At 76.1% G+C, this 24,623-nt stretch carries 22 protein-coding genes; 8 read left to right on the top strand and 14 right to left on the bottom strand.

Annotation, left to right across the window (positions count from 1 at the left end; all coding sequences use genetic code 11):
- Positions 1–27: 27 nt before the first annotated feature.
- The 3 genes from ABD358_RS03250 (at position 28) to ABD358_RS03240 (ending at position 2,350) form a co-directional block, all read left to right on the top strand.
- Positions 28–1,248, top strand: coding sequence for a glycosyltransferase 87 family protein (locus ABD358_RS03250; protein ID WP_425576228.1), 1,221 nt, complete (start codon positions 28–30; stop codon positions 1,246–1,248).
- 419 nt (positions 1,249–1,667) lie between these two features.
- Positions 1,668–2,042: a type II toxin-antitoxin system RelE/ParE family toxin gene (locus ABD358_RS03245; protein WP_344629264.1), complete on the top strand. Its 375-nt coding sequence runs from the start codon at positions 1,668–1,670 to the stop codon at positions 2,040–2,042.
- Entirely contained in the window at positions 2,039–2,350 is a 312-nt protein-coding gene (locus ABD358_RS03240; protein ID WP_344629263.1) for a helix-turn-helix domain-containing protein, read from the top strand. Before ABD358_RS03245 ends, ABD358_RS03240 begins: the two co-directional genes overlap by 4 nt.
- Before the next feature lie 192 nt (positions 2,351–2,542).
- On the opposite strand, the gene pip is transcribed toward ABD358_RS03240, so the two are convergent.
- The 3 genes from pip to ABD358_RS03225 form a co-directional block, all read right to left on the bottom strand.
- On the bottom strand, positions 2,543–3,526 hold the full coding sequence (pip, locus tag ABD358_RS03235; protein ID WP_344629262.1) for a prolyl aminopeptidase: 984 nt from the start codon (positions 3,524–3,526) through the stop codon (positions 2,543–2,545).
- A 51-nt stretch (positions 3,527–3,577) separates the two neighbouring features.
- A complete protein-coding gene (locus ABD358_RS03230) occupies positions 3,578–5,227 on the bottom strand; it encodes a DNA repair helicase XPB (RefSeq protein WP_344629261.1) in 1,650 nt (549 codons plus the stop codon).
- A gap of 120 nt (positions 5,228–5,347) precedes the next feature.
- A complete protein-coding gene (locus ABD358_RS03225; RefSeq protein WP_344629260.1) occupies positions 5,348–7,834 on the bottom strand; it encodes a helicase-associated domain-containing protein in 2,487 nt (828 codons plus the stop codon).
- Between the two features lie 107 nt (positions 7,835–7,941).
- On the opposite strand from ABD358_RS03225, the gene ABD358_RS03220 reads away from it, so the two are divergent.
- Positions 7,942–8,901, top strand: coding sequence for a hypothetical protein (locus ABD358_RS03220; RefSeq protein ID WP_344629259.1), 960 nt, complete (start codon positions 7,942–7,944; stop codon positions 8,899–8,901).
- Positions 8,902–8,943: 42 nt separating this feature from the next.
- Here the strand turns inward: ABD358_RS03220 and ABD358_RS03215 are convergent, their stop codons facing one another.
- The 4 genes from ABD358_RS03215 to ABD358_RS03200 are packed head-to-tail and all read right to left on the bottom strand — an operon-like array spanning position 8,944 to position 12,990.
- Positions 8,944–9,921: an ABC transporter substrate-binding protein gene (locus ABD358_RS03215; protein WP_344629258.1), complete on the bottom strand. Its 978-nt coding sequence runs from the start codon at positions 9,919–9,921 to the stop codon at positions 8,944–8,946.
- Entirely contained in the window at positions 9,918–10,856 is a 939-nt protein-coding gene (locus tag ABD358_RS03210; RefSeq protein WP_344629257.1) for an ABC transporter ATP-binding protein, read from the bottom strand. Before ABD358_RS03210 ends, ABD358_RS03215 begins: the two co-directional genes overlap by 4 nt.
- Positions 10,853–11,950, bottom strand: a complete 1,098-nt coding sequence (locus ABD358_RS03205; protein ID WP_344629256.1) for a FecCD family ABC transporter permease — start codon at positions 11,948–11,950, stop codon at positions 10,853–10,855. Before ABD358_RS03205 ends, ABD358_RS03210 begins: the two co-directional genes overlap by 4 nt.
- The gene (locus ABD358_RS03200; RefSeq protein WP_344629255.1) at positions 11,947–12,990 is read right to left on the bottom strand and encodes a FecCD family ABC transporter permease; all 1,044 of its coding nucleotides are present in this window, start codon (positions 12,988–12,990) and stop codon (positions 11,947–11,949) included. Before ABD358_RS03200 ends, ABD358_RS03205 begins: the two co-directional genes overlap by 4 nt.
- A gap of 190 nt (positions 12,991–13,180) precedes the next feature.
- On the opposite strand from ABD358_RS03200, the gene ABD358_RS03195 reads away from it, so the two are divergent.
- Positions 13,181–13,804: an HAD family hydrolase gene (locus tag ABD358_RS03195; RefSeq protein ID WP_344629254.1), complete on the top strand. Its 624-nt coding sequence runs from the start codon at positions 13,181–13,183 to the stop codon at positions 13,802–13,804.
- 53 nt (positions 13,805–13,857) lie between these two features.
- Here ABD358_RS03195 and ABD358_RS03190 read toward each other — a convergent pair whose 3' ends face one another.
- Positions 13,858–14,100: a hypothetical protein gene (locus ABD358_RS03190; protein ID WP_344629253.1), complete on the bottom strand. Its 243-nt coding sequence runs from the start codon at positions 14,098–14,100 to the stop codon at positions 13,858–13,860.
- Positions 14,101–14,294: 194 nt separating this feature from the next.
- Here ABD358_RS03190 and ABD358_RS03185 point away from each other — a divergent pair, with 194 nt between their 5' ends.
- The gene (locus ABD358_RS03185; RefSeq protein WP_344629252.1) at positions 14,295–14,678 is read left to right on the top strand and encodes a cold shock domain-containing protein; all 384 of its coding nucleotides are present in this window, start codon (positions 14,295–14,297) and stop codon (positions 14,676–14,678) included.
- A gap of 57 nt (positions 14,679–14,735) precedes the next feature.
- On the opposite strand, the gene ABD358_RS03180 is transcribed toward ABD358_RS03185, so the two are convergent.
- Genes ABD358_RS03180 through ABD358_RS03165 form a run of 4 tightly spaced genes read right to left on the bottom strand, consistent with a single transcriptional unit; the run spans position 14,736 to position 18,422 of the window.
- Positions 14,736–15,617 carry a 1,4-dihydroxy-6-naphtoate synthase gene (locus ABD358_RS03180; RefSeq protein ID WP_344629251.1) on the bottom strand — a complete coding sequence of 294 codons (882 nt, stop codon included), beginning with the start codon at positions 15,615–15,617 and terminating at the stop codon, positions 14,736–14,738.
- On the bottom strand, positions 15,610–16,287 hold the full coding sequence (locus ABD358_RS03175; RefSeq protein WP_344629250.1) for a futalosine hydrolase: 678 nt from the start codon (positions 16,285–16,287) through the stop codon (positions 15,610–15,612). Before ABD358_RS03175 ends, ABD358_RS03180 begins: the two co-directional genes overlap by 8 nt.
- A gap of 17 nt (positions 16,288–16,304) precedes the next feature.
- Positions 16,305–16,799: a DUF2771 domain-containing protein gene (locus ABD358_RS03170; protein WP_344629249.1), complete on the bottom strand. Its 495-nt coding sequence runs from the start codon at positions 16,797–16,799 to the stop codon at positions 16,305–16,307.
- A 27-nt stretch (positions 16,800–16,826) separates the two neighbouring features.
- Entirely contained in the window at positions 16,827–18,422 is a 1,596-nt protein-coding gene (locus tag ABD358_RS03165; RefSeq protein WP_344629248.1) for an MFS transporter, read from the bottom strand.
- Positions 18,423–18,678: 256 nt separating this feature from the next.
- On the opposite strand from ABD358_RS03165, the gene ABD358_RS03160 reads away from it, so the two are divergent.
- Positions 18,679–19,599: a DUF3027 domain-containing protein gene (locus tag ABD358_RS03160; protein WP_344629444.1), complete on the top strand. Its 921-nt coding sequence runs from the start codon at positions 18,679–18,681 to the stop codon at positions 19,597–19,599.
- A gap of 13 nt (positions 19,600–19,612) precedes the next feature.
- On the opposite strand, the gene ABD358_RS03155 is transcribed toward ABD358_RS03160, so the two are convergent.
- Positions 19,613–20,371: an SDR family oxidoreductase gene (locus ABD358_RS03155; RefSeq protein ID WP_344629247.1), complete on the bottom strand. Its 759-nt coding sequence runs from the start codon at positions 20,369–20,371 to the stop codon at positions 19,613–19,615.
- Positions 20,372–20,598: 227 nt separating this feature from the next.
- Positions 20,599–21,165, bottom strand: coding sequence for a DoxX family protein (locus ABD358_RS03150; protein ID WP_344629246.1), 567 nt, complete (start codon positions 21,163–21,165; stop codon positions 20,599–20,601).
- A gap of 250 nt (positions 21,166–21,415) precedes the next feature.
- Here ABD358_RS03150 and ABD358_RS03145 point away from each other — a divergent pair, with 250 nt between their 5' ends.
- A complete protein-coding gene (locus tag ABD358_RS03145) occupies positions 21,416–24,610 on the top strand; it encodes a sacsin N-terminal ATP-binding-like domain-containing protein (RefSeq protein WP_344629245.1) in 3,195 nt (1,064 codons plus the stop codon).
- Positions 24,611–24,623 lie beyond the last annotated feature (13 nt).

Genomic DNA, 24,623 nt, shown 5'->3' with positions numbered 1-24,623 from the left:
CGACCAGGAGGCGGCCGAGTGCCAGCCGTGCCCGCAGACCCCCGCCGCCGCGTGTACGCGGCCGTCGCCCTGCTCGCCGTCTCCCTCGCCGCGCTGGCGGCGGTCACCCTGGCCCAGCCGAACGTCCTGGTGGACCTCCTCGTCTACCGGGCCGAGGGGCGGGCCGTCCTCGACGGCACCGACCTGTACGGCTTCACCGTCACCGAGTGGGACCTGCCCGCCACCTACCCGCCGTTCGCCGCGCTGCTGTTCGTCCCGGTGGCCTGGCTGCCCCTGCCCCTCGCCCAGACCCTCGTCGCCGTCGGCAACGCCGCGCTGCTCGCCTGGCTGGTCCACCTCTCCCTCCGCCTCGCCGGCCGCCGCACCACCCCCGCCGCCCTGATCGCCGCCACCGCGCTGGGACTGTGGCTGGAACCGGTCTTCCAGACCTTCGTCTTCGGGCAGATCAACCTCGCCCTGACCTGCCTGGTCCTGTGGGACCTCACCCGCCCGGACGGCGCCCGCGGCAAGGGCCTGGCCATCGGCGTCGCCGCCGGGATCAAACTCACCCCCGCGATCTTCGCCGTCCACCTGCTGCTGACCGGCCGCGTCCGGGCCGGGCTGACCGCGCTGGCCGGTTTCGCCGGGACGGCGGCGGTGGGCGCGGCGGCCCTGCCCGGCGCGAGCGCGGACTTCTGGACGCGGCGGATGTTCGAGACCGGCCGGGTCGGCAAGGCGTGGATCGTCGACAACCAGTCCCTCCAGGGCCTGGTCGCGCGCCTGCTCCACACCCCCGAGCCCGGGCCGCTGTGGCTGGCGCCCGCGGCGGCCGCCGGCCTGCTGGGCCTGTGGCTCGCCCGCCGCGCGCACCTGCGCGGGCGGGCCGCCTGGGAGGTGCTGGCCGTCGCGGGCACGGCGCTGCTGGTCTCGCCGATCAGCTGGTCCCACCACTGGGTGTGGTGCGTGCCCCTGCTCGCCGTCCTGGCCGCCGCCGTCCCGCCCGGCCGCCGCCGGTGGGTACTGGGCGCGGTCGCCGCGCTGTTCGCGGCGCGCACCCACTGGCTCGTCCCGCACTCCGGCGACCTCGACCTCCGCCTCCCCTGGTGGCAGCAGCCCCTCGCCTCCCCGTACCCGCTGCTCGCCCTGGGGCTGGCGGCGTACGCGGCGTGGCGGCTGCGCGGTCCGCGTCACCGGACGACGCCCCGTCCCTTCCCGGCCCCCCGTGCGCGCCGGGCGGCGTCGTCCGGCGAGCGTCCGGTCGGGAACTGAGGCCGGGCACGCGGACCGGGCGGCCGGGAGACGGCCGTGCCGCGTACCCGGTGCGGGCGGAGGCCCACGTGGTCCCGGAAGCCGGGATGGGGGCGGCAGACGGGTGCGGGCCGGGGACGGTGACGCGGGCGGAGCGGCGACGCGCCTGCCTCGGTCCGGCTTCGGCGCGCGAGGGCGCTCACCAAGGGCCTTCGGCCGGCGGCTCCGAGCGGGGGGTACCCATCCAACCGTCCCGGGGACCGGCCGTGCGGGCCCGTGAAGGCCACCGGCTCCTGCCCGGGGTGAGGAGAGACCGTGTTCGACGGGGGACGTGGAGAGGTACCGCATCAGACGTCAAGACGTATCCGGGTATCACTCGTTACGGTGCGGAGAATCGATGACACGATCGGAGGGGAGATCGTTTCCCTACGGTCGGCTCCATGCGAGAACGTTGGGTGATCGAACTGGAGCCCGAGGTGCGGGAATGGCTGGACACCTTGTCGATGCCGCACTACCGCGTGGTGGAGCGGCATGCCGATCGACTGGCCGAACACCCGACGACGCTCGGTGAACCGTATTCGAGGCACCTTGACGGCCCTGTGCGGGAACTGCGCTTCGTCCTCGGAGGCGAGGCCGTGCGGATCAGCTACTGGCCGGCACCCGGCCGCCGTATCGTGTTGCTGACCGTCTTCCGCAAGAACCGCATGCGGGAGGAGGCGCAGGTACAGCGAGCGCTCCGGGCACAGAAGGAGTGCGCGGCGGAACATCCGTCCGCCGGGAGGACGTACCACCGCGCGTGGGAGGAGCAGCTGTGAGCAGGGGTTATCACACGCAGTGGCTGATTCCGGAAGAGCACCGTGCCGATCCCGCCTATGTCGAGGCCGGCGCGGCGATCGCGCTGGGGCAGGCCGTGTATGACCGCCGTACCGTTCTCGGGCTCTCCCAGGGACAGCTGGCCCGGCGGGCGGGGATGGCCGAGGCCGAGATCGAGCGGATCGAGGGCGGGGCGGTGACTCCGACCCTCGCGCTGCTGCGTGTGCTGGCGCGGGCTCTCGACGCCAAACTGGATCTTTCCATCGAGGACGAGGAGACGTCCGTGTCCTTCGTGGCGCACGCGGCATGACGCCGGCGGCCTCTCACGCCCCGAACCACTCCGGGGACCGGCCGTGCGGGCCCGTGAAGGCCACCGGCTCCTGCCCGGGGTGAGGACGAACGTCGCGCGGTCGGTCGGCGCGGGGTGGGGGAGGCGGCGTCCGACGGGGGGAGAGAGAGCGGACGGACCGGCCCCCACGTCCCGCGGCCGCCCCGCGGGACCTCACGGGGTTCGGCCGGCGAACCGGTCCAGGGCCTCCAGGACGCGGGCGCGCGTGACGGGACCGCCGAGGTGCCCCGCCTGCTCCACGACGGTCAGTTCCGCGCCGGGCCAGGCACGGGCCAGCTCCCACGCCGTGTCCGGCGGGCTGCTCAGGTCGAACCGGCCGTGGACCAGGACGCCCGGGATGCCCGCCAGCCGCCCGGCGCCGCGCAGCAGAGCGCCCTCCTCCAGCCACGCGCCGTGCGAGAAGTAGTGGGCGCAGATCCGCACCAGGGCGAGCTGCTCGGCGGAGGGACGGCCGCCGAAGGGGCCCGCCCCGCCGCCCGTCTCCCCGGACAGGACGGCGTCCTCCCAGGCGCACCAGCCGGCCGCGGCCCTCTCCCGCACGGCGGCGTCGGGGTGCTCCAGCAGCCGCGCGTAGGCCCCGGCCAGGGCGACCCCGTCCGCGTCGCGCGGCACGTCGGGGACCCCGGCGAGGAACCGCTCCCGCTGCTCGGGGAAGAACCGCCCGACGCCCCGGTAGAGCCAGTCGATCTCCGAACGGCGGGTGGTGGTGACACCGGAGAGCACGATCTCCGACACCCGCTCCGGGTGCCGCTCGGCGTAGGCCAGGATCAGCGTGGAGCCCCACGAGCCGCCGTACAGCAGCCAGCGCTCGACGCCCAGGTGCTCCCGCAGCCGCTCCATGTCGGCGACCAGGTGCCAGGTGGTGTTGTGCCGCAGTCCGGCCGCCGGGTCGCTCGCGTGCGGGGTGCTGCGGCCGCAGCCGCGCTGGTCGAACAGCACGACCCGGTACCGCCCGGGGTCGAAGAGACGGCGGGCGCGGTCCGTGCACCCCGCGCCGGGGCCGCCGTGGACGACGGCGGCGGGCTTGCCGTCCGGGTTGCCGCAGACCTCCCAGTACATGAGGTGGCCGTCGCCGACGTCGAGCATCCCCGTCGCGTACGGCTCGATCGGCGGATACAGCTCGCGCGCGCCGTCCATGGGCACCGTCCTCCCCCTCCGGTTCCGAGGAGGGGGAGGGTAGCCGATCCGCTAGTCCAGCTCGTCCGCGAGCAGCTCCGAGGCGTCCACGATGCGGTAGGCGTAGCCCTGCTCGGCCAGGAAGCGCTGCCGGTGGGCCGCGAAGTCCTGGTCGACGGTGTCGCGGGCGACGACCGAGTAGAAGCGGGCCTCGTGGCCGTCCGCCTTCGGGCGCAGGACGCGGCCCAGGCGCTGGGCCTCCTCCTGCCGGGAGCCGAAGGTGCCCGAGACCTGGATGGCGACCGTGGCCTCGGGGAGGTCGATGGAGAAGTTGGCGACCTTGGAGACCACCAGCACCGACAGCTCGCCCGAGCGGAACGCGTCGAACAGCTTCTCGCGCTGCGCGTTGCCGGTGTCGCCCTTGATCACGGGCGCGCCCAGGTGCTCGCCCAGCTCGTCGAGCTGGTCGATGTACTGCCCGATGACCAGCGTCTGCTGCCCGGCGTGGCGGCGCACCAGCGCCTCGGTGACGCGCTGCTTGGAGGCCGTGGTGGAGCAGAAGCGGTACTTCTCCTCCGCCTCGGCCGTCGCGTACGCCAGCCGCTCGGACTCGGTGAGGTCGACGCGGACCTCCACGCAGTCGGCCGGCGCGATGTACCCCTGCGCCTCGATCTCCTTCCAGGGGGCGTCGAAGCGCTTGGGCCCGATGAGGGAGAAGACGTCGGACTCGCGGCCGTCCTCCCGCACCAGGGTGGCCGTCAGGCCGAGGCGGCGGCGGGCCTGGAGGTCGGCGGTGAACTTGAACACCGGCGCCGGCAGCAGGTGCACCTCGTCGTAGATGATCAGGCCCCAGTCGCGGGAGTCGAACAGCTCCAGGTGCGGGTAGACGCCCTTCCGCTTCGTCGTCAGCACCTGGTAGGTGGCGATGGTGACCGGCCGGATCTCCTTCTTCGCGCCGCTGTACTCGCCGATCTCGTCCTCCGTCAGCGAGGTGCGCCGGACCAGCTCGTTCTTCCACTGCCGCGCCGAGACGGTGTTGGTGACCAGGATCAGCGTGGTGGACTTCGCCGTGGCCATCGCCCCCGCGCCCACCAGCGTCTTCCCCGCGCCGCAGGGCAGGACGACGACGCCGGAGCCGCCGTGCCAGAAGTTCTCCACGGCCTGCTTCTGGTAGGGGCGCAGCGACCAGCCGTCCTCCTCCAGCTCGATCGGGTGCGCCTCGCCGTCCACGTAGCCGGCCAGGTCCTCGGCGGGCCAGCCCAGCTTGAGCAGCGCCTGCTTGATCTGCCCCCGCTCGGAGGGGTGGACGGCGACGGTGTCGGGGTCGATGCGGGCGCCGACCAGCGGCTGGATCCGCTTCGACCGCAGGATCTCCTCCAGCACCGGCCGGTCGGTGCTCTCCAGCACCAGCCCGTGGACGGGGTGCCTGAGCAGCCGCAGCCGCCCGTAGCGGTCCATCGTCTCGGCCACGTCCACCAGCAGCGAGTGCGGCACCGGGTAGCGGGAGTGGGTGACCAGCGCGTCCACGACCTGCTCGGCGTCGTGCCCGGCGGCGCGGGCGTTCCACAGGCCCAGCGGGGTGATCCGGTAGGTGTGGATGTGCTCGGGGGCCCGCTCCAGTTCGGCGAAGGGCGCGATGGCGCGGCGGCACGCCTCGGCCTGCTCGTGGTCGACCTCCAGCAGGAGGGTCTTGTCGCTCTGGACGATGAGCGGTCCGGTCACGTGGGGGTCCTCCTGCCTTCGACTGCCTTCGGCGCGCGGGGCCGACCGTCCAGTGTGCCGCATCGGGCCGGGAACCGGCCGGTGTCCGGGAGGGCGCGGCCGGGCCCGGCCGCGCCGGTCTCAGCCGTCCGCGTCCGCCAGCGCCGCCGCGCCCGTGATGCGGTGCAGGGGGTAGGTGCGGACCTCCTCGGCGGTGTGGTCGTACGCCGTGACCAGGCCGCCCTCGACGCGGACGGGCTCGATGACGCGCTGCCCGGCGCCCCCGTCGGCGTCGACGTGGCCGATCCACACCGGCGTCCCCGTCCCGATGGCCGACCGCAGCACGGACAGGGTGTCGGCCGAGGCGGTGCGCGGCGGGGACCCGGCCGGGGCGGCGGGGGCGGACCGGCCGGGGCGGTGCGGTGCGCCGGCCGCCAGGTCGCCCGCGCGGATGGCGCGGACGGCTGCGGTCAGCAGCGGCCGGTCGGGACGCGGCGGGCCGTCCGGAACCGGCTCGGGCGCCGTCCGCGGCGGGGTGCGCAGGGCGTCGGAGCGCTGGACCACCACGTCGCCCTCGGCGGACTCGGCGGCCGGGGCGTACCCCATCGAGCGCAGCCTCTCCAGCAGCGTGACCGGGTCCGCCTGGGCGGCCAGCACCGTCGGGGCCAGCAGCCGCAGCCCCAGCCCGGCGGCACGGCGGTCGGCGGCGATCTCGGCCAGCAGCGCGTCGTCGTCGCAGCGGACGTACGAGCCGGCCGCGCCCACCCGCAGCCGCCCGTGCCGCCGCGCCACGTCGTCGATCAGGTACGCCAGCGGCTGCGGGACGGGCGTGCGGGAGTGGGCGGCCAGGAAGGCGTGGAGGTCGGAGGCGGTGCGCCCGGTGTCCAGGGCGCGGCGCACGGACTGGGGGGTGAAGCGGTAGACCGTCGCGCCGCCCTTGGACTCCACGTCGGCGAGCACGTTCAGCGTCTCGGCCAGGGGCCGCCGGAGCGGGCCGGGCGCCACGGCCGTCAGGTCGGCCTGGAGCAGGACGTGGTCCAGCGGCTCGGGGAGGAGCGGGGCGAGACGGGCGGCGGCCTCGTCCAGGACCCGCTCCGCCTCCTGCTCCACGGCGGTGCCCGCCCCGGCGCCCGCCTCCAGCAGGGGGCGCGCGTACGACGCCAGCGCGCCACGTCCGGTGACGCCCAGCAGTTCCGCCTCCCGGAGCGTCCACCGCACGATCCGGCCGCGGGTCTCCCCGCCGGCGCGCCGCGGGCACTCCCAGTCCAGCCGGGCCGCCACCGCGTCGGCGTCCGGGGCGGACACCTCACCGTCTCCGCCGTCCCCGCCGCCGTCCGGCGCGCACTCGGCCAGCAGGCGCAGGACCCGGCGGCGCAGCTCGGGCGCGGGACCGCGGTCCAGGCCCGGACCGAGCGCGTTCAGCGGCCGGTTCCTCGTGTCGCGCTCGCCGACCAGCCCGGCCAGCCGGGTGGCCGCCAGCCAGGCGCCCGCCAGCCGCGCCCACCGCCGCTCGGGCGGCCGCTCCAGCCACTCGTCGTACGCCGGGGTGGGCGCGTAGCGCTCGTCGGCCTCGCCGTCGGAGGCCAGCAGCCCGGCGGCGTAGGCCAGTTCGATCCAGAAGGCCGCGACCGGCTCGGGCACGTCCAGGGTGACGGCGGTGCGCTTGAGGTCCCGTACGCCCAGGCCGCCCGCGCGCAGCACCGGCGGGGCGCCGGACGCCGTGCCCCAGGACGCCAGCAGCTCCTCCACGACCGTGAGCGCGGCCAGCGCCTGCCCCGCCGCCGCGGCGTCCACCGACCGCCGGGTGTGCGCGCGGGCCGGCTCCAGGGCGGGCGGCAGCGGCTCCAGGCGCCGGTGGGCGCGCCCTTCGCGCAGGTGGAGGGCGACCTCGCGGGGCAGGACGACCGTCCGGGACCCCACCGGCAGCAGCAGCCCGCGGTCCAGCAGCCAGCGGGCCGGGGGCGAGGGACGCTCGGCGACCTCGCCGTAGGGCGGCCCCCAGGTCAGCCTGGCGAGCATCGCCCGCGCCTCCTCGGGGGCCTCCGCCAGCAGGGCGGACATCCGCCCGTGGTCGGCGAACAGCCCGGTCAGGGCGGCCAGCGCGCTCACCGGATCGTGGGTGGTGGGCAGCCCGGCGGCGGTCAGGACCTCCTGGAGGCGGCCGGGCGACATCCCCGACGCGGCCTCGGCCAGCGTCGGGCCCAGACCGGTCGGCGAGGGGCGGTCGGCGCTCGGGGTGAGGAGCTCGCGGGCGGTGCGGACCAGGCGCAGCCGGTCGTCGCCGCCCCACACCAGGGCCCTCTCGCGCAGCAGGCCGAGCGCGCGCGGCAGTTGGGCCTCGCCGCCCGGCAGCAGGCCGGCCAGCGTCCCGTACGGGCAGGGGTCGGGGGCGACGGCCAGCGCCTCCGCGACCTGGAGGGAGAACCGGTCGAGCCGCTCCAGCGCCCGCAGCACCGAGGTGCGGGCGCCCGCGCGGGTGGCGAGCTGGGTGAGGTCGGAGGGGACGGGGGAGAGCAGGTCCGGACGGGCCCTCAGCAGTTCGGCGAGCGCCTCGTCGGGACGGGAGCGCAGCTCGTCGGCGAGCGTGCGGGGTGCTGCTCGTCGGCGTGCGTCGGGCTCTGTCGTCATCCCCACCACCGTACCGGCCCCCTGTGACGATCCGCCCCGCCCGGAGCCGCGCGCGGTACGGTCGTGGACGTACGGGAGCCAAGTGCCGTTCGGCCGCTGGGGGTTCGGTGGGGATCGAGAGCGAACAACTCGTCTTCGACTATCTGAGCCGGATCGGCGATCTGGCGCACAGCACGAGCATGACGGCCGCCGAGCGGGCGAGCCTGGTGAACCGGGTGCGCGCCGACATCGACAGGCGCCGCGCCGAGGCGGGCGGCGCGGACACCGTGGCCGGGGTGCGGAAGATCCTGAACACCCTCGGCCGGCCGGAGGAGGTCGTCGCCCAGGAGGGCGTGACCGTCCCGCAGCCCAGGAAGCCGGGACCCGCCGCGGAGGGGGGCCGGGCGGCCCCGCCGCCCGCCGCCCCGCCGCACCCGGCCGCCCCGGGCGGGCCGGGGCCCGCCGGGAGCGGCCCGGAGGGGTGGGGCGCGGACCCCGGCGTCCCCCGGTACGCCGAGGGCGGCCTGATGGAGGTCGGCGGCTTCGTCGGCGGGATCGAGCTGCCGGAGCTGCTCGACTCCCGGACGGAGCCGGAGGACGCCGGGAAGGCAGGGGAGGCCGGGAAGGTTTCGGGGGACGGCGGGGGCACGGGGACCGCGGGGTCCCCGGCCGCGGAGCCGCCCGCCGCACCCGGCGGTTCCCCGGCACGGCTGTGGCGCGCCCGCGCGGCGAAGGGCGCGGGCGTCCCGCGCGTGGGCGGTGTGGTGGAGCTGCTGGCCGCGGCCCTGCTGGTGGCGGGCGCGGTGATGGGCTCGCTGGTGCCGCTGGGCCTGGGCTGGCTGGCCGCCTGGTGGTCGCCGCGGCTGAGCCGCGCCGAGGCCAAGCGGGCGGTGATGGTCGTGCCCGGCACGGTCGCCGCCGCCGCGCTGGTGTGGCTGTGGGGCCGCGCGGAGGGCCGCTGGGGCGAGCCGGTCGCCGAGGGCGGCCTGGGCGAGGCGGTCGGCGGCGCCTGGCCCTGGACGCTGCGCGCCGCGGCCGTCGCCAGCGCCCTGTACCTGGTCTGGCGCGCGCGCCGGCCGAAGGGGTGAACGGGGCGTCCGGACGGACGCCCCCGCCCGGCGTCCGCGCCGTCACTCCCCGGCGGTGAGGTGCTCCTCCAGCTCGTCCAGGATCGTCCCGGCCGCCGTGTAGCCGATGCCCTGGATCCAGGTCTCGTCGTCCACCCGGTGGGCCCGGCCGTTCCGCACGGCCTCCATGCCCTTCCACAGCGCGCCGCCGACGGCCTTCTCCTCGCCGGACTTCGCCGGGTCGCCGTAGGAGGTGTAGAAGACGACGTCGGCGTCGCCCTGGTCGACCTTCTCCGGGCTGACGTCCACGGAGAAGCCGTCGGTGGCCTTCTTCACGACGGCCGGGCGGCCGACGCCGATGTCGGCGAGGATCGTGCCGATGTAGTTCTTCTCGCCGTAGACGCGGGTGTCGGCGCCCTCCACGAAGCGGACCACGCTCACCGTCAGGTCCTTCGCCTTCTCCGGTCCGCCGAGGGCCTCGGTGACCTCGTCCACCCGCTTCTCGTACGCCTCGACGACCTTCCGCGCCTCGTCCTTCTTCCCGAGGGCGTCGGCGTGGACCAGGAAGTTCTCTTTCCAGGGGTGGCCGGTGGTCTCGGTGAAGACGGTCGGGGCGATCCTCGACAGCTCGTCGTAGCGGTCCCTGTCGCGGATGTCGCTCCCCAGGATCAGGTCCGGCTCGAGCGCCGCGATCCTCTCCAGGTTGGGCGCCGCGATGTTGCCGACGCTCTCGATGCCCTCGACCTTCTCCTCCGGCAGGTACTTCAGGAAACCGGAGGCCACGTCGGAGCGGGTGGAGCCGACCGGCTTCACGCCCAGGGTGATCGCCGAGTCCAGTTCGGCGGTGTCGAGCACCACCACGCGCCGGGGCTCGTCGGGCACCTCGACGTCGCCGTGGACGGTCTTCACGACGCGGGCGCCCCCGCCCGGGGAGCCCTCCTCCGCGCCGGTGTCCGGGCCGGAGCCCGCCCCGCAGGCGGACAGTCCCAGGGCGGCGGCCAGGACCGCGGCGGTGGCGAGCGTACGGCGGGTGAGGGTCATTGCTCTGCCTTTCGCGTGCTGACGGTGACGGCGGTGGGGTCCGTCGGGGATTCCGCGGGGGGCCGCCACGGCGCTCCGGGGACGACGAGCGGACTGCCCGTCACGGGATCGGGGACGACCACGGAGTCGAGGCCGAACACCTCGCGGACCAGGTCCGCGGTGACGGTGCCGGCGGGCGGCCCCTGGGCGGCGATCCGGCCCTCGCGCATGGCGACGAGGTGGTCGGCGTAGCGGGCGGCCTGGTTGAGGTCGTGGAGGACCATCACGACCGTGCGGCCCCGCTCGTGGTTGAGCCGCCGCACCAGGTCGAGCACCTCGACCTGGTGGGCGATGTCGAGGTACGTCGTCGGCTCGTCGAGCAGCAGCAGCTCGGTGTCCTGGGCGAGGGCCATGGCGATCCACACGCGCTGCCGCTGCCCGCCGGAGAGCTCGTCCACGGGGCGCGCGGCCAGGTCGGCCACGCGGGTGCGGGCCATGGCGTCGGCGACGGCCGCCTCGTCCGCCTCCGACCACTGCTGCCACCAGCGCTGGTGGGGGCGGCGGCCCCGGGCGACCAGGTCCGCGACGGTGATCGCCTCCGGCGCCACCGGGGACTGGGGGAGCAGCCCGAGGGACCGGGCGATCCGGCGCGTGGGGGTCCTCGCCAGCTCCCGGCCGTCCAGCAGCACCGTGCCGCGCCGCGGGCTCAGCAGCCGTCCCAGGGCGCGCAGGGTGGTGGACTTGCCGCAGGCGTTGGGGCCGACGATGGCGGTGACCCTGCCGTCCGGGACGTCGAGGTCGAGGCCGTCGACGACGGTGCGGTCCCCGTAGGCGAGGGTGAGGCCGCGGGCGGCCAGTCTGCTCGGGCCTCCCGGGGGTCGCCCGGGGGGTGCCGCGTCCTCTCCCGTGTCCCGTCCCGGGCTCCGTTCCGTGTCCCGTCCGGTGTCCTGTCTCATGCCGTGCCTCCGGTGCGGCCGCGGGCGATCAGCCAGATCAGATACGGTGCCCCGATCGCCGCCGTCAGCACCCCGACCGGCAGCTCGACGGGGGCGAGCATCCTGCGGGCCAGCAGGTCGCCCAGGGTGACGACGAAGGCGCCCAGCAGCGCCGTGGCGAGCAGCGGGATCTGGGCGGTGCCGGTCAGCCGGCGGGCGATCTGCGGGGAGAGCAGCGCGACGAAGTCCACGGGCCCGGCGGCGCCGGTGGCCACCGAGGCCAGGGCGACGCCGGTGGCGGTCAGCCCCAGGCGGGTGCGGCCCAGGCGGACGCCGAGCGCGACGGCCGTGTCGTCGTCCAGGGACGCGTCCCGCTGGGCGCGGGCGCACCACAGGACGGCGGGCAGCAGGACCAGCAGCGCCCAGCCCAGCGGCCCGGCCTGCTCCCAGCCGCGCCCGTTGAGGGAACCGGTCATCCACACCTGGGCCTGCTGGGCGGCGAGGAAGTCGCCCTTGGTCAGGAACAGTTCGGTGACCGAGCGCAGCGCGACGGAGAAGCCCAGGCCGACGAGGACGAAGCGGGCCGCCTGGAGGCCGCGCCGCCAGGCGAAGACGTAGACCAGCACGGCGGCGAGCACCCCGCCCGCCATGGAGAACCAGGGCAGCAGGGCGTGGGAGGCCAGGCCGAAGGCCATCGCGCCGACGGTCACGGCGGTGGCGCCGTGCGTGACGCCGATGATCTCCGGACTGGCCAGGGGGTTGCGGGCGACGGTCTGGATCAGCCCGCCCGCCACGCCGAGCGCCGCGCCCACCAGCACTCCGAGGACCAGGCGCGGCAGCCGCAGCGTCCCGACGACCAGTTCGTCGGGGGAGGGCCGTCCCAGCAGCACCTTGACCACCTCGGCGGGCGGGGTCGCGGTCTCGCCGAGGGAGAGCGCGGCGACGACGGCCGCGGCGAGCGCGGCGGCGAGGGCGGCGGTGACGGCCAGGGAGCGGCGGTGGACGAGGAACGAGACGCGCCCGCGGCGCAGCAGGGCGTACCCGGCGGGCCTGGCCGCCGTCCCCGCCGCGCGGACGCCGGCCGCCGTCCCCGCCGCGGTGCCGGACGCGGTCACGAGCCCACCGCCTTCCCGCGGACGAGGGCGATCAGGAACGGCACGCCGATCAGCGCCGTCATCACGCCCGCCGGGACCTCGCCCGGCGGCGCCACCACACGGCCGGCGACGTCCGCCACCAGCAGCATCACCGGGCCCAGCAGCGCGGACATCGCCAGCAGCCGGCGGTGGTCGGAGCCGACGAGGCCGCGGGCGAGGTGGGGGACGGCCAGCCCGACGAAGGCGATGGGCCCGGCCGCGGCGACGCCCGCGCCGGTGAGGACGGTGGCGCCCAGGCCGCCGGTGATCCGCACGGCCGCCACGTTCTGCCCCAGGCCCCTGGCCACGTCGTCGCCCAGCGCCAGGGCGTCCAGGCCGCGCGCGGCGGCCAGCACCAGCACCGCGCCCGCCAGCAGGAACGGCCAGACCTGCCCGATCACCTCCGCGTCGCGCCCGGCGACCGAGCCGACCTGCCAGAAGCGGAACTCGTCCAGGGCGGCGGCCCGCGTCGTCAGGACCCCCGCCACCACCGAGTACAGCAGGGCGTTGACGGCGGCGCCGGCCAGCGCCAGCTTCACCGGGGTGGCCCCGTCGCGCCCCCGGGCGGCGACGGCGTAGACGGCGACGCCCGCGGCGCCCGCCCCCGCGAAGGCGAACCAGACGTATCCGGAGAGCGTGTGGACCCCGGCGAAGGCGATGGCCGCGACCACGCCCAGCGCGGCGCCCTGGCTGACGCCGAGGATGCCGGGCTCGGCGATCGGATTGCGGGTGAGGCCCTGCATCACGCACCCGGCCGCCCCCAGCGCGGCGCCGACCAGCAGTGCCAGCACGGTGCGCGGCACGCGCAGGGTCCGCACCACCTGGGCGGCGGCGCCGTCGCCGCCGTGCACCAGGGCGCCGTACACCTCCGGCGGTGTCAGCGCCCGGCTGCCGACGGCCAGGCTCAGCAGCACGGCGACGGCGAGGAGGACCGCGGCGGCCGCCACCCACACCGTCCGGCGGGCCGTCGGCGCCCGGCGCGGGCCGGTCCCGCGCGCGGCGAGCGGCGGGGCGACTGGCATCGGCACCTCCGTCCCTCGGGGCCCTTCGGTCGTCTTCGGCCGTCCTCGGCCGTTCCGCACTGTTCCCGGGCCGTTCCCGCTCCTCCCGCCTTCCCCGGCCGCGCCCGGCGGACGCGGGGAGGCTGCGGAGCGTGACGGACCGGCTTCGCTCGGGTTGGGCGAGCCTAAGCGCAGAGCCGCGGGCCGCACAATGGAGGGCATGACTTCTCGCGCGGTGACGGTCGGCTTCGACCTGGACATGACGCTGATCGACTCCCGCCCCGGCATCCGGGCGACCTACCTGGCCCTCTCCGCCGAGACGGGGACGTACATCGACGCCGACCTGGCCGTCACCCGGCTCGGTCCGCCGCTGGAGACCGAGCTGGCGCACTGGTTCCCCGAGGAGGCGATCGGGGAGGTGGGCGCCCGCTACCGCGAGCTGTACGTGCGCCACGCCATCGAGCCCACCACCGCCATGCCCGGCGCCCGGGAGGCGGTGGACGCGGTGCGGCGGGCGGGCGGCAGGGCGATCGTGGTCACCGCCAAGCACGAGCCCAACGCCAAGCTCCACCTGGAGCACCTGGGCATCGAGCCGGACGCGGTGATCGGCTGGCTGTGGGCGGAGGCCAAGGCGGAGGCGCTGGTCGAGCACGGCGCGGGCGTCTACGTCGGCGACCACCTGGGCGACGTGCGCGGCGCGCGGGCCGCCGGCGCGCTGTCGGTGGCCGTGCCGACGGGGCCGTGCGGCGCGGAGGAGCTGCGGGCGGCGGGGGCCGACGTGGTGCTGGAGGACCTGACGGCGTTCCCCGCCTGGCTGGAGTCGTACGCGGGCTGAACCCGGCCCGGCGGGGCCGTCGGGGCCCGGCGGACCGCGGTCCCGGGGCCCGGCTACCGCCGGGAGGACGAGCGCGCCTCGCGCCGCTGCGCCGCGATGGACCGCAGCACCCCGGCGCCGGCGACGGCGAAGCCGACGCCCATCAGCATGCTGACGAGGTACGCGGCCGTGGGCAGCGGGTCGGAGCCGAGGAAGAGCGGAAGCAGGGTCACGAGGGTGGCCGCCGCGCCGACGAAGAAGACGATGGCGCCGATGCGGACGAGGAGGTCTCCCGCGCGGGGCGTTTCACTGGTCACCGTGACAGGGTAATTCCGCGACAGGGGGCGCGCGGCACGCGGGGATGCGCCCCGGGGCGTCTTGTCACCGGGACGTGGATCATTAATCTTGTTGACGGCGGGTCGTTCGGCCCGCTGAAGTCTTATTCAGAGCCGTTGCTTTTTCAAGAAGTCGTTGCCCGGTCAGACGGACGAGTACGAGGACGAGGACAGACGTGCCTACCGGCAAGGTCAAGTGGTTCAACAGCGAGAAGGGTTTCGGCTTCCTCTCCCGCGACGACGGCGGTGACGTCTTCGTGCACTCGTCGGTGCTCCCGGACGGGGTGGCCACCCTGCGGCCCGGTCAGCGGGTGGAGTTCGGCGTCGTCGCGGGCCAGCGGGGCGACCAGGCCCTCTCGCTCACCCTGCTGGACCCGGTGCCCTCCGTGGCGGCGGCCCAGCGGCTCAAGGCGGACGAACTGGCGTCGATCGTGCAGGACCTCACCAACGTGCTGGACGGGATCGTGCCGCAGCTCGAACGCGGCCGCTACCCGGAACGCCAGCAGGGCCGCAAGATCGCGGGCATGCTCCGCGCGGTGGCCGACCAGCTCGACGTCTGAGACCCGGCGCGTCCCCCGGCGGAGCCCGTCACACGGCTCCGCCGGGGACGCGGTCCGTCACACGAAGTCCAGGGCGCCGGGGGCGAGGGGCGGGACGAGTCCCTCCTCCGCGGCGCGGGTGAGGAGCGCGCGCACGGCCGCGTAGCCGCTCTCGCCGAGGTCGGCGGTGAACTCGTTGACGTACAGCCCGATGTGCCGGTCGGCGACCGCCGGGTCCATCTCCTGGGCGTGCTCCATCACATAGCCGCGCGACGCCTCCGGGTCGGCCCACGCCATCCGCACCGAGGCGCGGGCGGCGCCGGCGAGGGCTCGCAGCCGCTCCGCGCCCAGCGAGCGCCGGGCGATGATCGCGCCCAGCGGGATCGGCAGCCCGGTGGCGGCCTCCCAGTGCTCGCCCATGTCGGCCAGCCGGTGCAGGCCGTAGCCGCCGTAGGTGAAGCGCGCCTCGTGGATGACCAGTCCGGCGTCGACCTTCCCGTCGCGGACGGCCGGCATGATCTCGTGGAAGGGCATGACGGTGATCCGCCCGACCCCGCCGGGCACCTTCTCCGCCGCCCACAGCCGGAACAGCAGGTAGGCGGTCGAGCGCTCGCTGGGCACCGCGACCGTCGCACCGCGCAGGTCGGCCCCGGTGCCGGGCTCCCGGGTGAGCACCAGGGGACCGCAGCCGCGGCCGAGGGCGCCGCCGCACGGCAGCAGCGCGTACTCGTCCAGCACCCACGGCAGGACGGCGTAGGAGACCTTGAGGACGTCCAGCTCGCCGCGCTCGGCCATGCCGTTGGTGACGTCGATGTCGGCGAACGTCACGTCCAGGGGCGGGGCGCCCGGGACCAGGCCGTGCGCCCAGGCGTGGAAGACGAAGGTGTCGTTGGGGCACGGGGAGTACGCGATCCCCAGCGGTTCCTCCCCGGAGTTCCGCTCGGGCAGCCGCTCAGACATCACCTGGGACACGGTCCCTCCAACCGTCGAGTACGGGAACGATCCTGCCGAAGGCCGCCGTCAGGGCGTCGAGCGCCTCCGCGATCCGCCAGGCGGAGCGGTCGCGCGGACCCACGGGATTGGACACGGCGCGGACCTCCAGCACGGGTATGCCCCAGGCCGCCGCCGCCTCCGCGACCCCGAAGCCCTCCATCGCCTCGGCGAGCGCCCCCGGATGGCGCCGGGCCAGCCGTGCCGCCCGGTCGGCGGTGCCGGTGGTGGTGGAGACCGTCAGCACCGGCCCCAGCGCCGCGCCGGCCGCCTGGGCGACGGCCCGCGCCAGCGGCCCGTGCGGACGGTGGACGGTCGTGCCGAAGCCCAGCTCGGCCACGGAGGTGAAGGGCTCGGGCCCGTCGGGCGTCTCCGACCCCAGATCCGCGGCGACGATCTCGGAGGCGACGACCACCGAGCCGACCGGCGCCAGCGGCGGGAAGCCGCCGCCGATGCCCGCCGAGACCACCAGGCCGTAGGGGCGTCCTCCCGCCGTCCCGTGCGCCAGCGCCGCGGCGGTGCGGGCAGCCGCCGCGGCGGGCCCGGCGCCCACGGCGAGCACGTCGATGCCCGCCGGGGCGCACGAGGCCGCCACGGCGTCGCGTTCGGCGGGGACGGCGGTGACGACGAGTGCGGGCACGGCCGTCCCGGACGGGGTCAGTCCTTCTCGCGATCGAGGTCGATGCGCCATACGCCGCCGCGGTACTTGCTGCCGTCGTAGCCGACGATGCTCAGCTGCACCTTGTCGGACGAGGTGCCGTTGGCCTGCGAGAACAGCCCGTCGCTGGAGAAGCTGCGGTAGGTCTTGCCGATCGGCTCGGAGACCACGGGCCGCTCGCCGAGGAAGACCACCCAGCCGGTCTCGGCGATCTCGGGGTCGACGCCGATGCGCAGCATGTCGCCCTCGCCGACCGTGATGGCCGTGTCCGTCTTCTTCTGGACGCAGGAGAGCACCTTGTCCTGCGTGAGTGCCTTGTCCTCCTCGAAGCAGGTCGCTTCGGTGGACACGCTGTCCGAGCCGACGGTCACGGTCGCTCGGGGGGTCGGCTTCTCGCAGGCGGAGAGGGCGACGAGCCCGAGGGTGGCCGCACCGATGGCTACGGCAGTGCGGATGGTGCGGCTGCCCTTGCCCCGGGAGATCGTGTGCGTCATGCTCCGCAGGCTACCCGGCGGTTCCTCTCAGACGACGCGCGGGTGGGGTGTGCCGTGGCGGGCGGCGGCCAGCAGCGGCCGAACGGTGGCGAGCGCGCCCACGGCGACGATCACCCCGGCCACGGCCATGCCGACCGGCCCGATCAGCGGCAGCGCGATCCCGACGCCGCCGCCGACCACCCACGACATCTGCATCAGCGTCTCGGAGCGGGCGAAGGCGGAGGTCCGCACCAGTTCGGGGACGTCCCGCTGGATCAGGGCGTCCAGGGAGAGCTTGCCCAGCGCCTGCGCCAGTCCGGCGGCGGCCGCGACGACGGGCACGGTGACCGTGCCGTACAGCACCGCCGCCACCGCGGTCGCGGTCAGCGCCATGCCCAGCACGGACGCGATGATCAGCTCCGGTCCGCGGTCCCGCAGCCAGGCCCCCAGCGCCGTGCCCAGCGCGTTGCCGCCGCCCGCGGCGACGGCGACGATCCCGAGGGAGAGGACGGCGTCCAGGCCGCGCAGGGGGTGCTCGCGCAGCATGAAGGCGAGGAAGAAGGTGAGGAAGCCGGAGAGGGCGCGCAGGGCGGAGTTGGCGATCAGCGCGTTGAGCACGGACACGCCGACCGTCCGCAGACCCGGCCGCTTCGGTTTGCCGCCGTCCGTGCCGCTGCCCGTGACGCCGCCCGTACCGCCGCTGCCCGTACCGCCGTTCCCGGTGGCGGTCGCGGTGGCGTCGCCGCCCGTCCGCGCGTCCGGGCTCCCGGCCGCGGCCGTCCCGGCGCCCCGGGCGTCCCGCGCCTCCCCCGGTTCGACACCGGACTCCACGCCGGGGCCGGGGCCGGAATCCACGCCGATGCCGGGGCCGGACTCCGGCCCGGGAGCGCCGTTCGCCGCCTCGTAGGCGGACAGCAGCGCCTTCCGCTCGCCCTTGGCGGAGTCCACCTTGTGGGGCAAGGAGAAGGAGAGGAACGTTCCGACGATGAAGACGGCGAACGCGCCGTACAGCGGCCAGGACGGCCCGAGCCGGTGCAGCCCCGCCCCGATCGGCGCGGCGGCGCCGGTGGCCAGCAGCCCGGCCAGCGTCACCCGCGAGTTCGCCTTGACCAGCGAGATCTGGTGCGGCAGCAGCCTGGGCACGACGGCGGATCTCACCACCCCGTACGCCTTGGAGGCCACCAGCACCCCCAGCGCCGCCGGGTAGAGCTCCAGGCTGCCGGTGGCCACCGCCCCCGCCATGCTCAGCGCGAGCAGCGCGCGGGCGAGCATCGAACCGGCCATCGCGGCGCGCCGGCCGTGCGGGATGCGGTCCAGCAGCGGCCCGACGACCGGCGCGAGCAGCGCGAACGGGGCCAGGGTGACGGCGAGGTAGAGCGCGACGCGGCCGCGCGCCTCGCCCGTGGGGACGGAGAAGAAGATGGTGGACGCCAGGGCGACGGTGATCATCATGTCGCCCGCGGAGTTCACGGCGTGCAGTTCGATGAGCTTGCCCAGGCCCGACTCGCCCGCGCCCTGCGCGTGCGTCGCCCGGCGGATCCGCCGTCCGAGTGCGCGGGGAGGCGCGTGTACGGCGCGGGCGACCGCCCGCGCCGTACGACGGAACCGCCCCCCGTCCGGCCGGGGGGTCCTGAAGGCTGCCACGTCGCCAGTGTGCCCCAACGGGGGCTGCCTAGCCCGGGGCCTTTTGGTTGGCCTTTTGGTTGAAGGTGCGACGGTCAGGGGCGGACGTGCGTGGGGTAGCGTGGAGGGACAGTGCGCTCCGCCCGGCGAGATCGGACGGGTCCGGACGTCGCAGCGGTCCCTGGGTCCGCTCCGTCCGCACCCACTCTGACCTGGGCGTACGGGAGGCGCGCTCGCGAAACGGCGTAGGAGAGAATCGATTCTTGTGAGTGCTGCGATGCGAGGCCGGGCCCCTGATCGCCTGTGCGCCGAGGCGGTTGAACTGGCTCGGGAAGCGGCGGAGGAGGCCGCGTTCCCGGGCAAGGTCGGCGACCATCTGGGTGCCGTGTCCGAAGGGGATCGCGTCGTCACGCACTTCTTCGAATGCCTGGAGCCGGGCTACCGCGGCTGGCGGTGGGCCGTCACCGTCGCGCGGGCCTCGCGGGCGCGGACGGTGACGCTGGACGAGACCGTCCTGCTGCCCGGCCCGGACGCGGTCCTCGCCCCCGAATGGGTGCCCTGGAGCGAACGCCTCCGTCCGGGTGACCTCGGCCCCGGCGACCTGCTGCCCACCACCGCCGACGATCCCCGGCTGGAGCCGGGTTACACCGGCGCGGACGTCCCGCCCCCGAACTCCGTCCTGTCGCAGGAGGCGTCCGAGGAGGGCGACAGCCTCGCGGAGACCGAGGACGCCGAGGTCTCCACCAACGAGCCCGGGGAGTTCCCGGGCGTTCCGGCGCGCGGCAGCATCGCCGCGGTCGCCGAGGAGATCGGCATGGGCCGGCCCCGGGTCCTGTCGCGCCACGGCCTCCACACCGCCGCCGACCGCTGGGAGGAGGCGTACGGCCCCGGGACCCCGATGGCCCAGGCGGCTCCCGCGAGTTGCGTGTCCTGCGGCTTCCTCGTTCCGATGGCGGGCTCGCTGCGGCAGGCGTTCGGGGTGTGCGCCAACGAGTTCTCCCCGGCGGACGGCCGCGTGGTCTCCCTCTCCTACGGCTGCGGCGCCCACTCGGAGGCGGCCGTCATGCCCAAGGCGCCCCGCCCGGCCCCGCCGGTGATCGACGAGACGCGGGTGGACGAGCTGTCGCTGGACGGCGGCGGCGCTACCGGCGGCGGCGCTACCGGCGGCGACGCGGACGGCGGTCACCCGGAGGCGTGACCGGCCCGGCCGGTCAGACGATGCCGCCGTTGGCCCGGACCACCTGGCCGTTGACCCAGTGTCCCTGCGGGGAGACGAGGAAGGCCACGACCTCCGCGATGTCGGCCGGCGTGCCCAGCCGCTCCAGCGGGGGCTGGGCGGCCAGCCGGGCGACGGTCTCCTCGTCCTTGCCGTCCAGGAACAGGGCGGTGGCGGTGGGGCCGGGCGCGACGGTGTTGACGGTGACGTCCCGGCCGCGCATCTCACGGGCGAGGATCAGCGTCATGGCCTCCACGGCCCCCTTGCTCGCGACGTAGGGCGCGTAGGAGGGGAGGGCCAGGCCGATCGCGGAGGTGGAGAACAGCAGGATCGTGCCGCCGTCGCTCACCCGGCGGGCCGCCTCCCGCGCCACCGTGAAGGTGCCGCGGACGTTGGTGCGGTGCAGCGCGTCCAGGGCGTCCAGGTCCAGGTCGGCGACCGGGGACAGGTACATCCGGCCGGCCGCGTGGACGACGGCGTCGATGCCGCCGAAGGCCTCCTCGGCCGCGTCGAACAGGGTGGCGACGGCGCTCTCGTCGGCGACGTCGGCCCGGACGGCGATCGCCCGGCCGCCCGCCTCGGCGGCCTCGGCGACGGCGGCCTCGGCCTCGCTGGTGCGGCCCGCGTAGTTCACCACGACGGACCAGCCGTCGGCGGCCAGCCGGCGCACGGACTCGCGGCCGATGCCGCGGGAGCCGCCGGTGACGATCGCGGTGCGGGGCGCCTCGGCGGTGGAACGGGGAGCGGTGGTCATGGGGGGCTTCCTTCCGGTGCGGGTTCCGGCGCGGCTTCCGGGACCGGACGGCGGGCCGCAGGCCCCTCCTCCCCCGTGCTGCCGTCCGCGTCCGGTCCGCTGCCACGGATCCGCCTACCCGGGGGACGGCCCTTCCCGGCCGCTCCCCGGCCCGGTTCGGCCGCGGGGGTGACGCGGAGGAGGGAGGGGAGCCCGCGGGGCCCGTCCCCGCTCCCGGGCCCGCGCGGTCATTCCCGCACCGGCGGCGCCGGGCGCTCCTCCCCGCCGGGCCGGGAGGAGTCCCCTCCCCGCCGCACCGGCACGAGGGCGCGGCGCGCCCGGGGACCGTCCGTCACCCCTGCCGCCCACAGCGCGATCCCGATGAAGAGGACCTGTTCCGGAACCCTGAACCACAGGGGCGTGGCCGGCTCCCCGTTGAAGGGCACGTCGGCGACCGCGGCGTACACGTTGGCCGGGAACATCAGGACGAAGAGGACGGCGAGCCCGGCTCCGGCCGCGGGGCGGGTCGCGCCGACGACGAGTCCCAGCGCGCCGAGGAGCTCCAGCACACCCGTCAGGTAGACCGCCAGGCGGGGGAACGGCACGAACGGCGGCACCATCGCCACCAGGTCGGTGTGGCTGGGCATCACCGTGACGCCGTCGGGGACGAAGTGCGCGGTGCCGGTGGCCACGAGCATGAACGCCAGGCCGTGTGCCGCGCTGTCCCGCCAGGTGGCGAACCGGCGGACGCCGAGCGCACCCAGCAGGCGGAAGCCCAGCCAGGGTCCCAGCAGGAGCATGAGGGTTCCCAGCATGTCCGTTCTGCCTTTCCGGTCGGGGCCGGCCGGTGCCGGCGGGTGGGCGGGTAGGACGGGGGCGGCCGGTGGTTCCGGAAGGACGGGCCGGCGTCGCGGGCCCCGCACGTGAAGACGGGAAGAACCGGGAAACCGTTGCGCCCGCCGGTCCCACAGTGCGGCCCGGCGCGCGCCCGGAGCACCGGACGCAGTACCGTCGCCGCATAGAGGGAAGACGGGCTCATCCTGCGGTGCGGAGGAGACGAACGACGTGAGCGGCACGGTGCTGGTGCAGGGCGCGGACGACGGAGCGGACCCCTTCGACACCGCACGGTTGCGCCGTGGCGTACTCGACGCCTGGGCGGCCTCCGCCGCCCGCTTCCGTGAGGACGCCAACGCCGAGGAGGACCTCGTCCTCGGCGGCTACCGCGACCGGCTGGTGGTCGAGCTGGCCCAGAACGCCGCCGACGCCGCCGCCCGCGCCGGGGTGCCCGGCAGGCTGCGGCTGACGCTGCGCGACGGGACGCTCGTCGCCGCCAACACCGGTGCGCCCCTGGACGCGGCCGGGGTGGAGTCCCTGTCCACCCTGCGCGCCTCCGCCAAGCGCGACGAGACCGATGGAGCCGACGGGACCGGCGGAGCCGACGGGACCGACGGGGCCGACGGGGGGCCCGGCCGGTTCGCCGGACGGCCCGTGGGCCGCTTCGGCGTCGGGTTCGCCGCCGTCCTGGCCGTCAGCGACGAGCCCGCGATCGTCAGCCGCGCCGGAGGCGTCCGCTGGTCCCTGGCCGAGGCCCGCCGGATGGCCGACGGGGCCGCCGCCGGCAACCCCGGCCTCGCCGACGAGCTGCGCCGCCGCGAGGGCCACGTGCCGCTGCTGCGGCTGCCGCTGCCCGCGCAGGGCGCCGCGCCGCAGGGCTACGACACCGCCGTCGTGCTGCCGCTGCGCGACGCGGGCGCCCAGGACCTGGCCGTCCGGCTGATCACCGCGATCGACGACGCCCTGCTGCTGACCCTCCCCGGCCTGGCCGAGGTCGTGATCGAGACCGACGGCGGCGTGCGGACCCTCACCCGCCGCCAGGACGGCGCCTGCGTCGTCATCGAGGACAGCGGAGCCGAGGGCGCCGCGACCCGCTGGCGCGTGGCCTCCGACGCCGGACGGATCGACGCGGCGCTGCTCGCCGACCGGCCGGTCGAGGAGCGGGCGCGCCCGTTCTGGTCCGTCACCTGGGCCGTCCCCGTCGACGACAGCGGCGCGCCCGTGCGCGCCCGCACCGCCCCCGTCGTCCACGCCCCCACGCCCACCGACGAGCCGCAGGGCCTGCCCGCGCTGCTGATCGCGTCCTTCCCGCTGGAGCCGTCCCGCCGCCACATCGCGCCCGGCCCGCTGACGGACTTCCTGCTGGAGCGCGCCGCCGACACCTACACGGCGCTGCTGCGCGACTGGGAACCGGTCACCACCGGCACCCTCGACCTGGTGCCGGGCCCGCTGGGCAGGGCCGAACTCGACGGCGAGCTGCGCCGCCTGGTGCTGGAGCGGCTGCCGCGCGTGGCGTTCCTGGCCGGCGCCGCCGCGGACGAGAACGGCGAGCCCTACGCGCTGCGCCCCGCCGACGCGGAGATCGCCGAGGGCGCCGGGGCCGGTACCGTCGCGGTGCTGGCCGAGCTGTTCCACACCCTGCTGCCCGCGGGGCTGGAGCGCCGCACCGAACTGCGCACCCTGGACGTCCCGCGCGTGCCGCTGGGCGAGCTGATCGACCGGCTCGCCGGTGTCGAGCGGGACCCGGACTGGTGGTGGCGGCTGTACGACTCCCTCGCCGGCGTCGACCCCGACCGGCTCTCCGGCCTGCCCGTCCCGCTCGCCGACGGGCGCACCGCCATCGGCCCGCGCCAGGTGCTGCTGCCGCTGCCGGACACGGCCGGCGCCGAGTCCCTGACCCGCCTGGGCCTGAAGGTCGCCCACCCCGACGCCGCCCACCCGCTGCTGGAGAAGCTGGGCGCGACCCCGGCCACGCCCCGCGCGGTGCTCACCACCCCGCAGGTGCGGGCGGCGGTCGCCGCGTCGCTGGACGCCGACGAGGCCTGGTACGACGACGAGGAGGGCGGCCCCCTCGACGCCGAGGAACTGGCCGAGACCGTCCTCTCCCTCGTCCGCGACGCCCGGCTCGCGCCCGGCGACGAGCCCTGGCTGGGCGCGCTCGCCCTCCCCGACGAGGACGGCGAACTCGCCCCCGCGGCCGAACTGGTCTTCCCCGGCAGCGACTTCGCCCGCGTCGTCCGTGAGGGCGAACTGCCCGCCTGCGACGCGGAGCTGGCCGGGAAGTGGGGCGAGGAGACGCTCGCCGCGGTCGGGGTGCTGGCCGGCTTCACCCTGGTCCGCGCCACCGACGTCGTCCTCGACCCGGACGAACTGGAGCCCCGCGACACCGACTTCCCCGAGCCCGACGACGCGGGCCTGCTGGACGCGGTGGACGTGTGGTGCGAGGACGTCCTCGACGGCCTCCCGGAGACCCCGATTCCCCCCGTCGCCTCCGAACTCCTGGCCGTCCGCGACCTGGACCTCGTCGACGACGACCACTGGCCCGAGGCCCTGCGGATGCTCTCCGAGCCCCCGCTGCGCGACGCCCTCACCACCCCGGTGCGGGTGCTGCTGCCGGACGGCTCGGTGGAGTCCGTCCGCCCCTACACCGCCTGGTGGCTGCGCGGCCACCCCGTGCTGGACGGCCGCCGCCCCGCCGGGCTGCGCGCCGCGAACGGCGACCCGCTGCTGGCGGGCCTGTACGAGGAGGCGTCCGCCACCACGGCCGACCTGGACGACCAGGTCCTGCGCGCCCTCGGCATCCGCACCTCCGCCGCCGCGCTCCTGGACGAGCCGGGCGGCGCCTCCGAACTCCTGGGCCGCCTCGCCGACCCCGGGCGGCCCGTCGGCGCCGCCCAGCTCCACGGCCTCTACACCCTGCTGGCGGAGCTGGACCCGGACGAGGTCACACTGCCCGACGAGCTGAGGGCCTTGGTGGACGGCGAGGTCCGGGTCGTGGACGCCGCCGACGCGCTGGTCGCGGACGCCCCCGACCTGCTGCCCCTGGCCGCGGGCCGGCCCCTGCTGCCGGTGCGGCCGGCGCTCGCCGCCGGGCTGGCCGCCGTCCTCGACGTCCGCCGCCTGAGCGAGGCCCTGCCCGCACCGGCGCCGGAGGGCGGCGAGGTCCACGAGGTGCCCGAGGCCGTCCGCGTCCTGCTGCCCGGCGCACCGGCGACGTACGTCGAGCACGAGGAGCTGATCGTCGACGGGGTGGAGCTGGACTGGCGGCTCACCCCCGGCGGCACCCTCCACGCCGCCACCGTCGAGGGCCTGGCGGCGGGCCTGGCCTGGGCGGCGGGCCTGTGGCCGCGCCGCTTCGAGGCGGCGGCCCTGCTGGAGGACCCCTCGCGGGTGGAGGAACTGGCCCGGGACCGCTGGTTCGACTGACGGCCCGGGCGGG

This window comes from Streptomyces glaucosporus (assembly GCF_039533345.1).
GTDB classification, from domain to species: domain Bacteria; phylum Actinomycetota; class Actinomycetes; order Streptomycetales; family Streptomycetaceae; genus Streptomyces; species Streptomyces glaucosporus.
This window is presented reverse-complemented; position numbering and strand designations above follow the sequence as displayed.

What these genes read in the sequence shown, in the direction of transcription:
- ABD358_RS03245 (WP_344629264.1), top strand. Translation starts at nt 1,668, where the DNA reads ATGCGAGAACGTTGGGTGATCGAACTGGAGCCCGAGGTGCGGGAATGG.
- pip (WP_344629262.1), bottom strand. Translation starts at nt 3,526, where the DNA reads ATGGACGGCGCGCGCGAGCTGTATCCGCCGATCGAGCCGTACGCGACG.
- ABD358_RS03225 (WP_344629260.1), bottom strand. Translation starts at nt 7,834, where the DNA reads ATGACGACAGAGCCCGACGCACGCCGACGAGCAGCACCCCGCACGCTC.
- ABD358_RS03215 (WP_344629258.1), bottom strand. Translation starts at nt 9,921, where the DNA reads ATGACCCTCACCCGCCGTACGCTCGCCACCGCCGCGGTCCTGGCCGCC.
- ABD358_RS03210 (WP_344629257.1), bottom strand. Translation starts at nt 10,856, where the DNA reads ATGAGACAGGACACCGGACGGGACACGGAACGGAGCCCGGGACGGGAC.
- ABD358_RS03200 (WP_344629255.1), bottom strand. Translation starts at nt 12,990, where the DNA reads ATGCCAGTCGCCCCGCCGCTCGCCGCGCGCGGGACCGGCCCGCGCCGG.
- ABD358_RS03195 (WP_344629254.1), top strand. Translation starts at nt 13,181, where the DNA reads ATGGAGGGCATGACTTCTCGCGCGGTGACGGTCGGCTTCGACCTGGAC.
- ABD358_RS03180 (WP_344629251.1), bottom strand. Translation starts at nt 15,617, where the DNA reads ATGTCTGAGCGGCTGCCCGAGCGGAACTCCGGGGAGGAACCGCTGGGG.
- ABD358_RS03170 (WP_344629249.1), bottom strand. Translation starts at nt 16,799, where the DNA reads ATGACGCACACGATCTCCCGGGGCAAGGGCAGCCGCACCATCCGCACT.
- ABD358_RS03160 (WP_344629444.1), top strand. Translation starts at nt 18,679, where the DNA reads ATGCGAGGCCGGGCCCCTGATCGCCTGTGCGCCGAGGCGGTTGAACTG.
- ABD358_RS03155 (WP_344629247.1), bottom strand. Translation starts at nt 20,371, where the DNA reads ATGACCACCGCTCCCCGTTCCACCGCCGAGGCGCCCCGCACCGCGATC.
- ABD358_RS03150 (WP_344629246.1), bottom strand. Translation starts at nt 21,165, where the DNA reads ATGCTGGGAACCCTCATGCTCCTGCTGGGACCCTGGCTGGGCTTCCGC.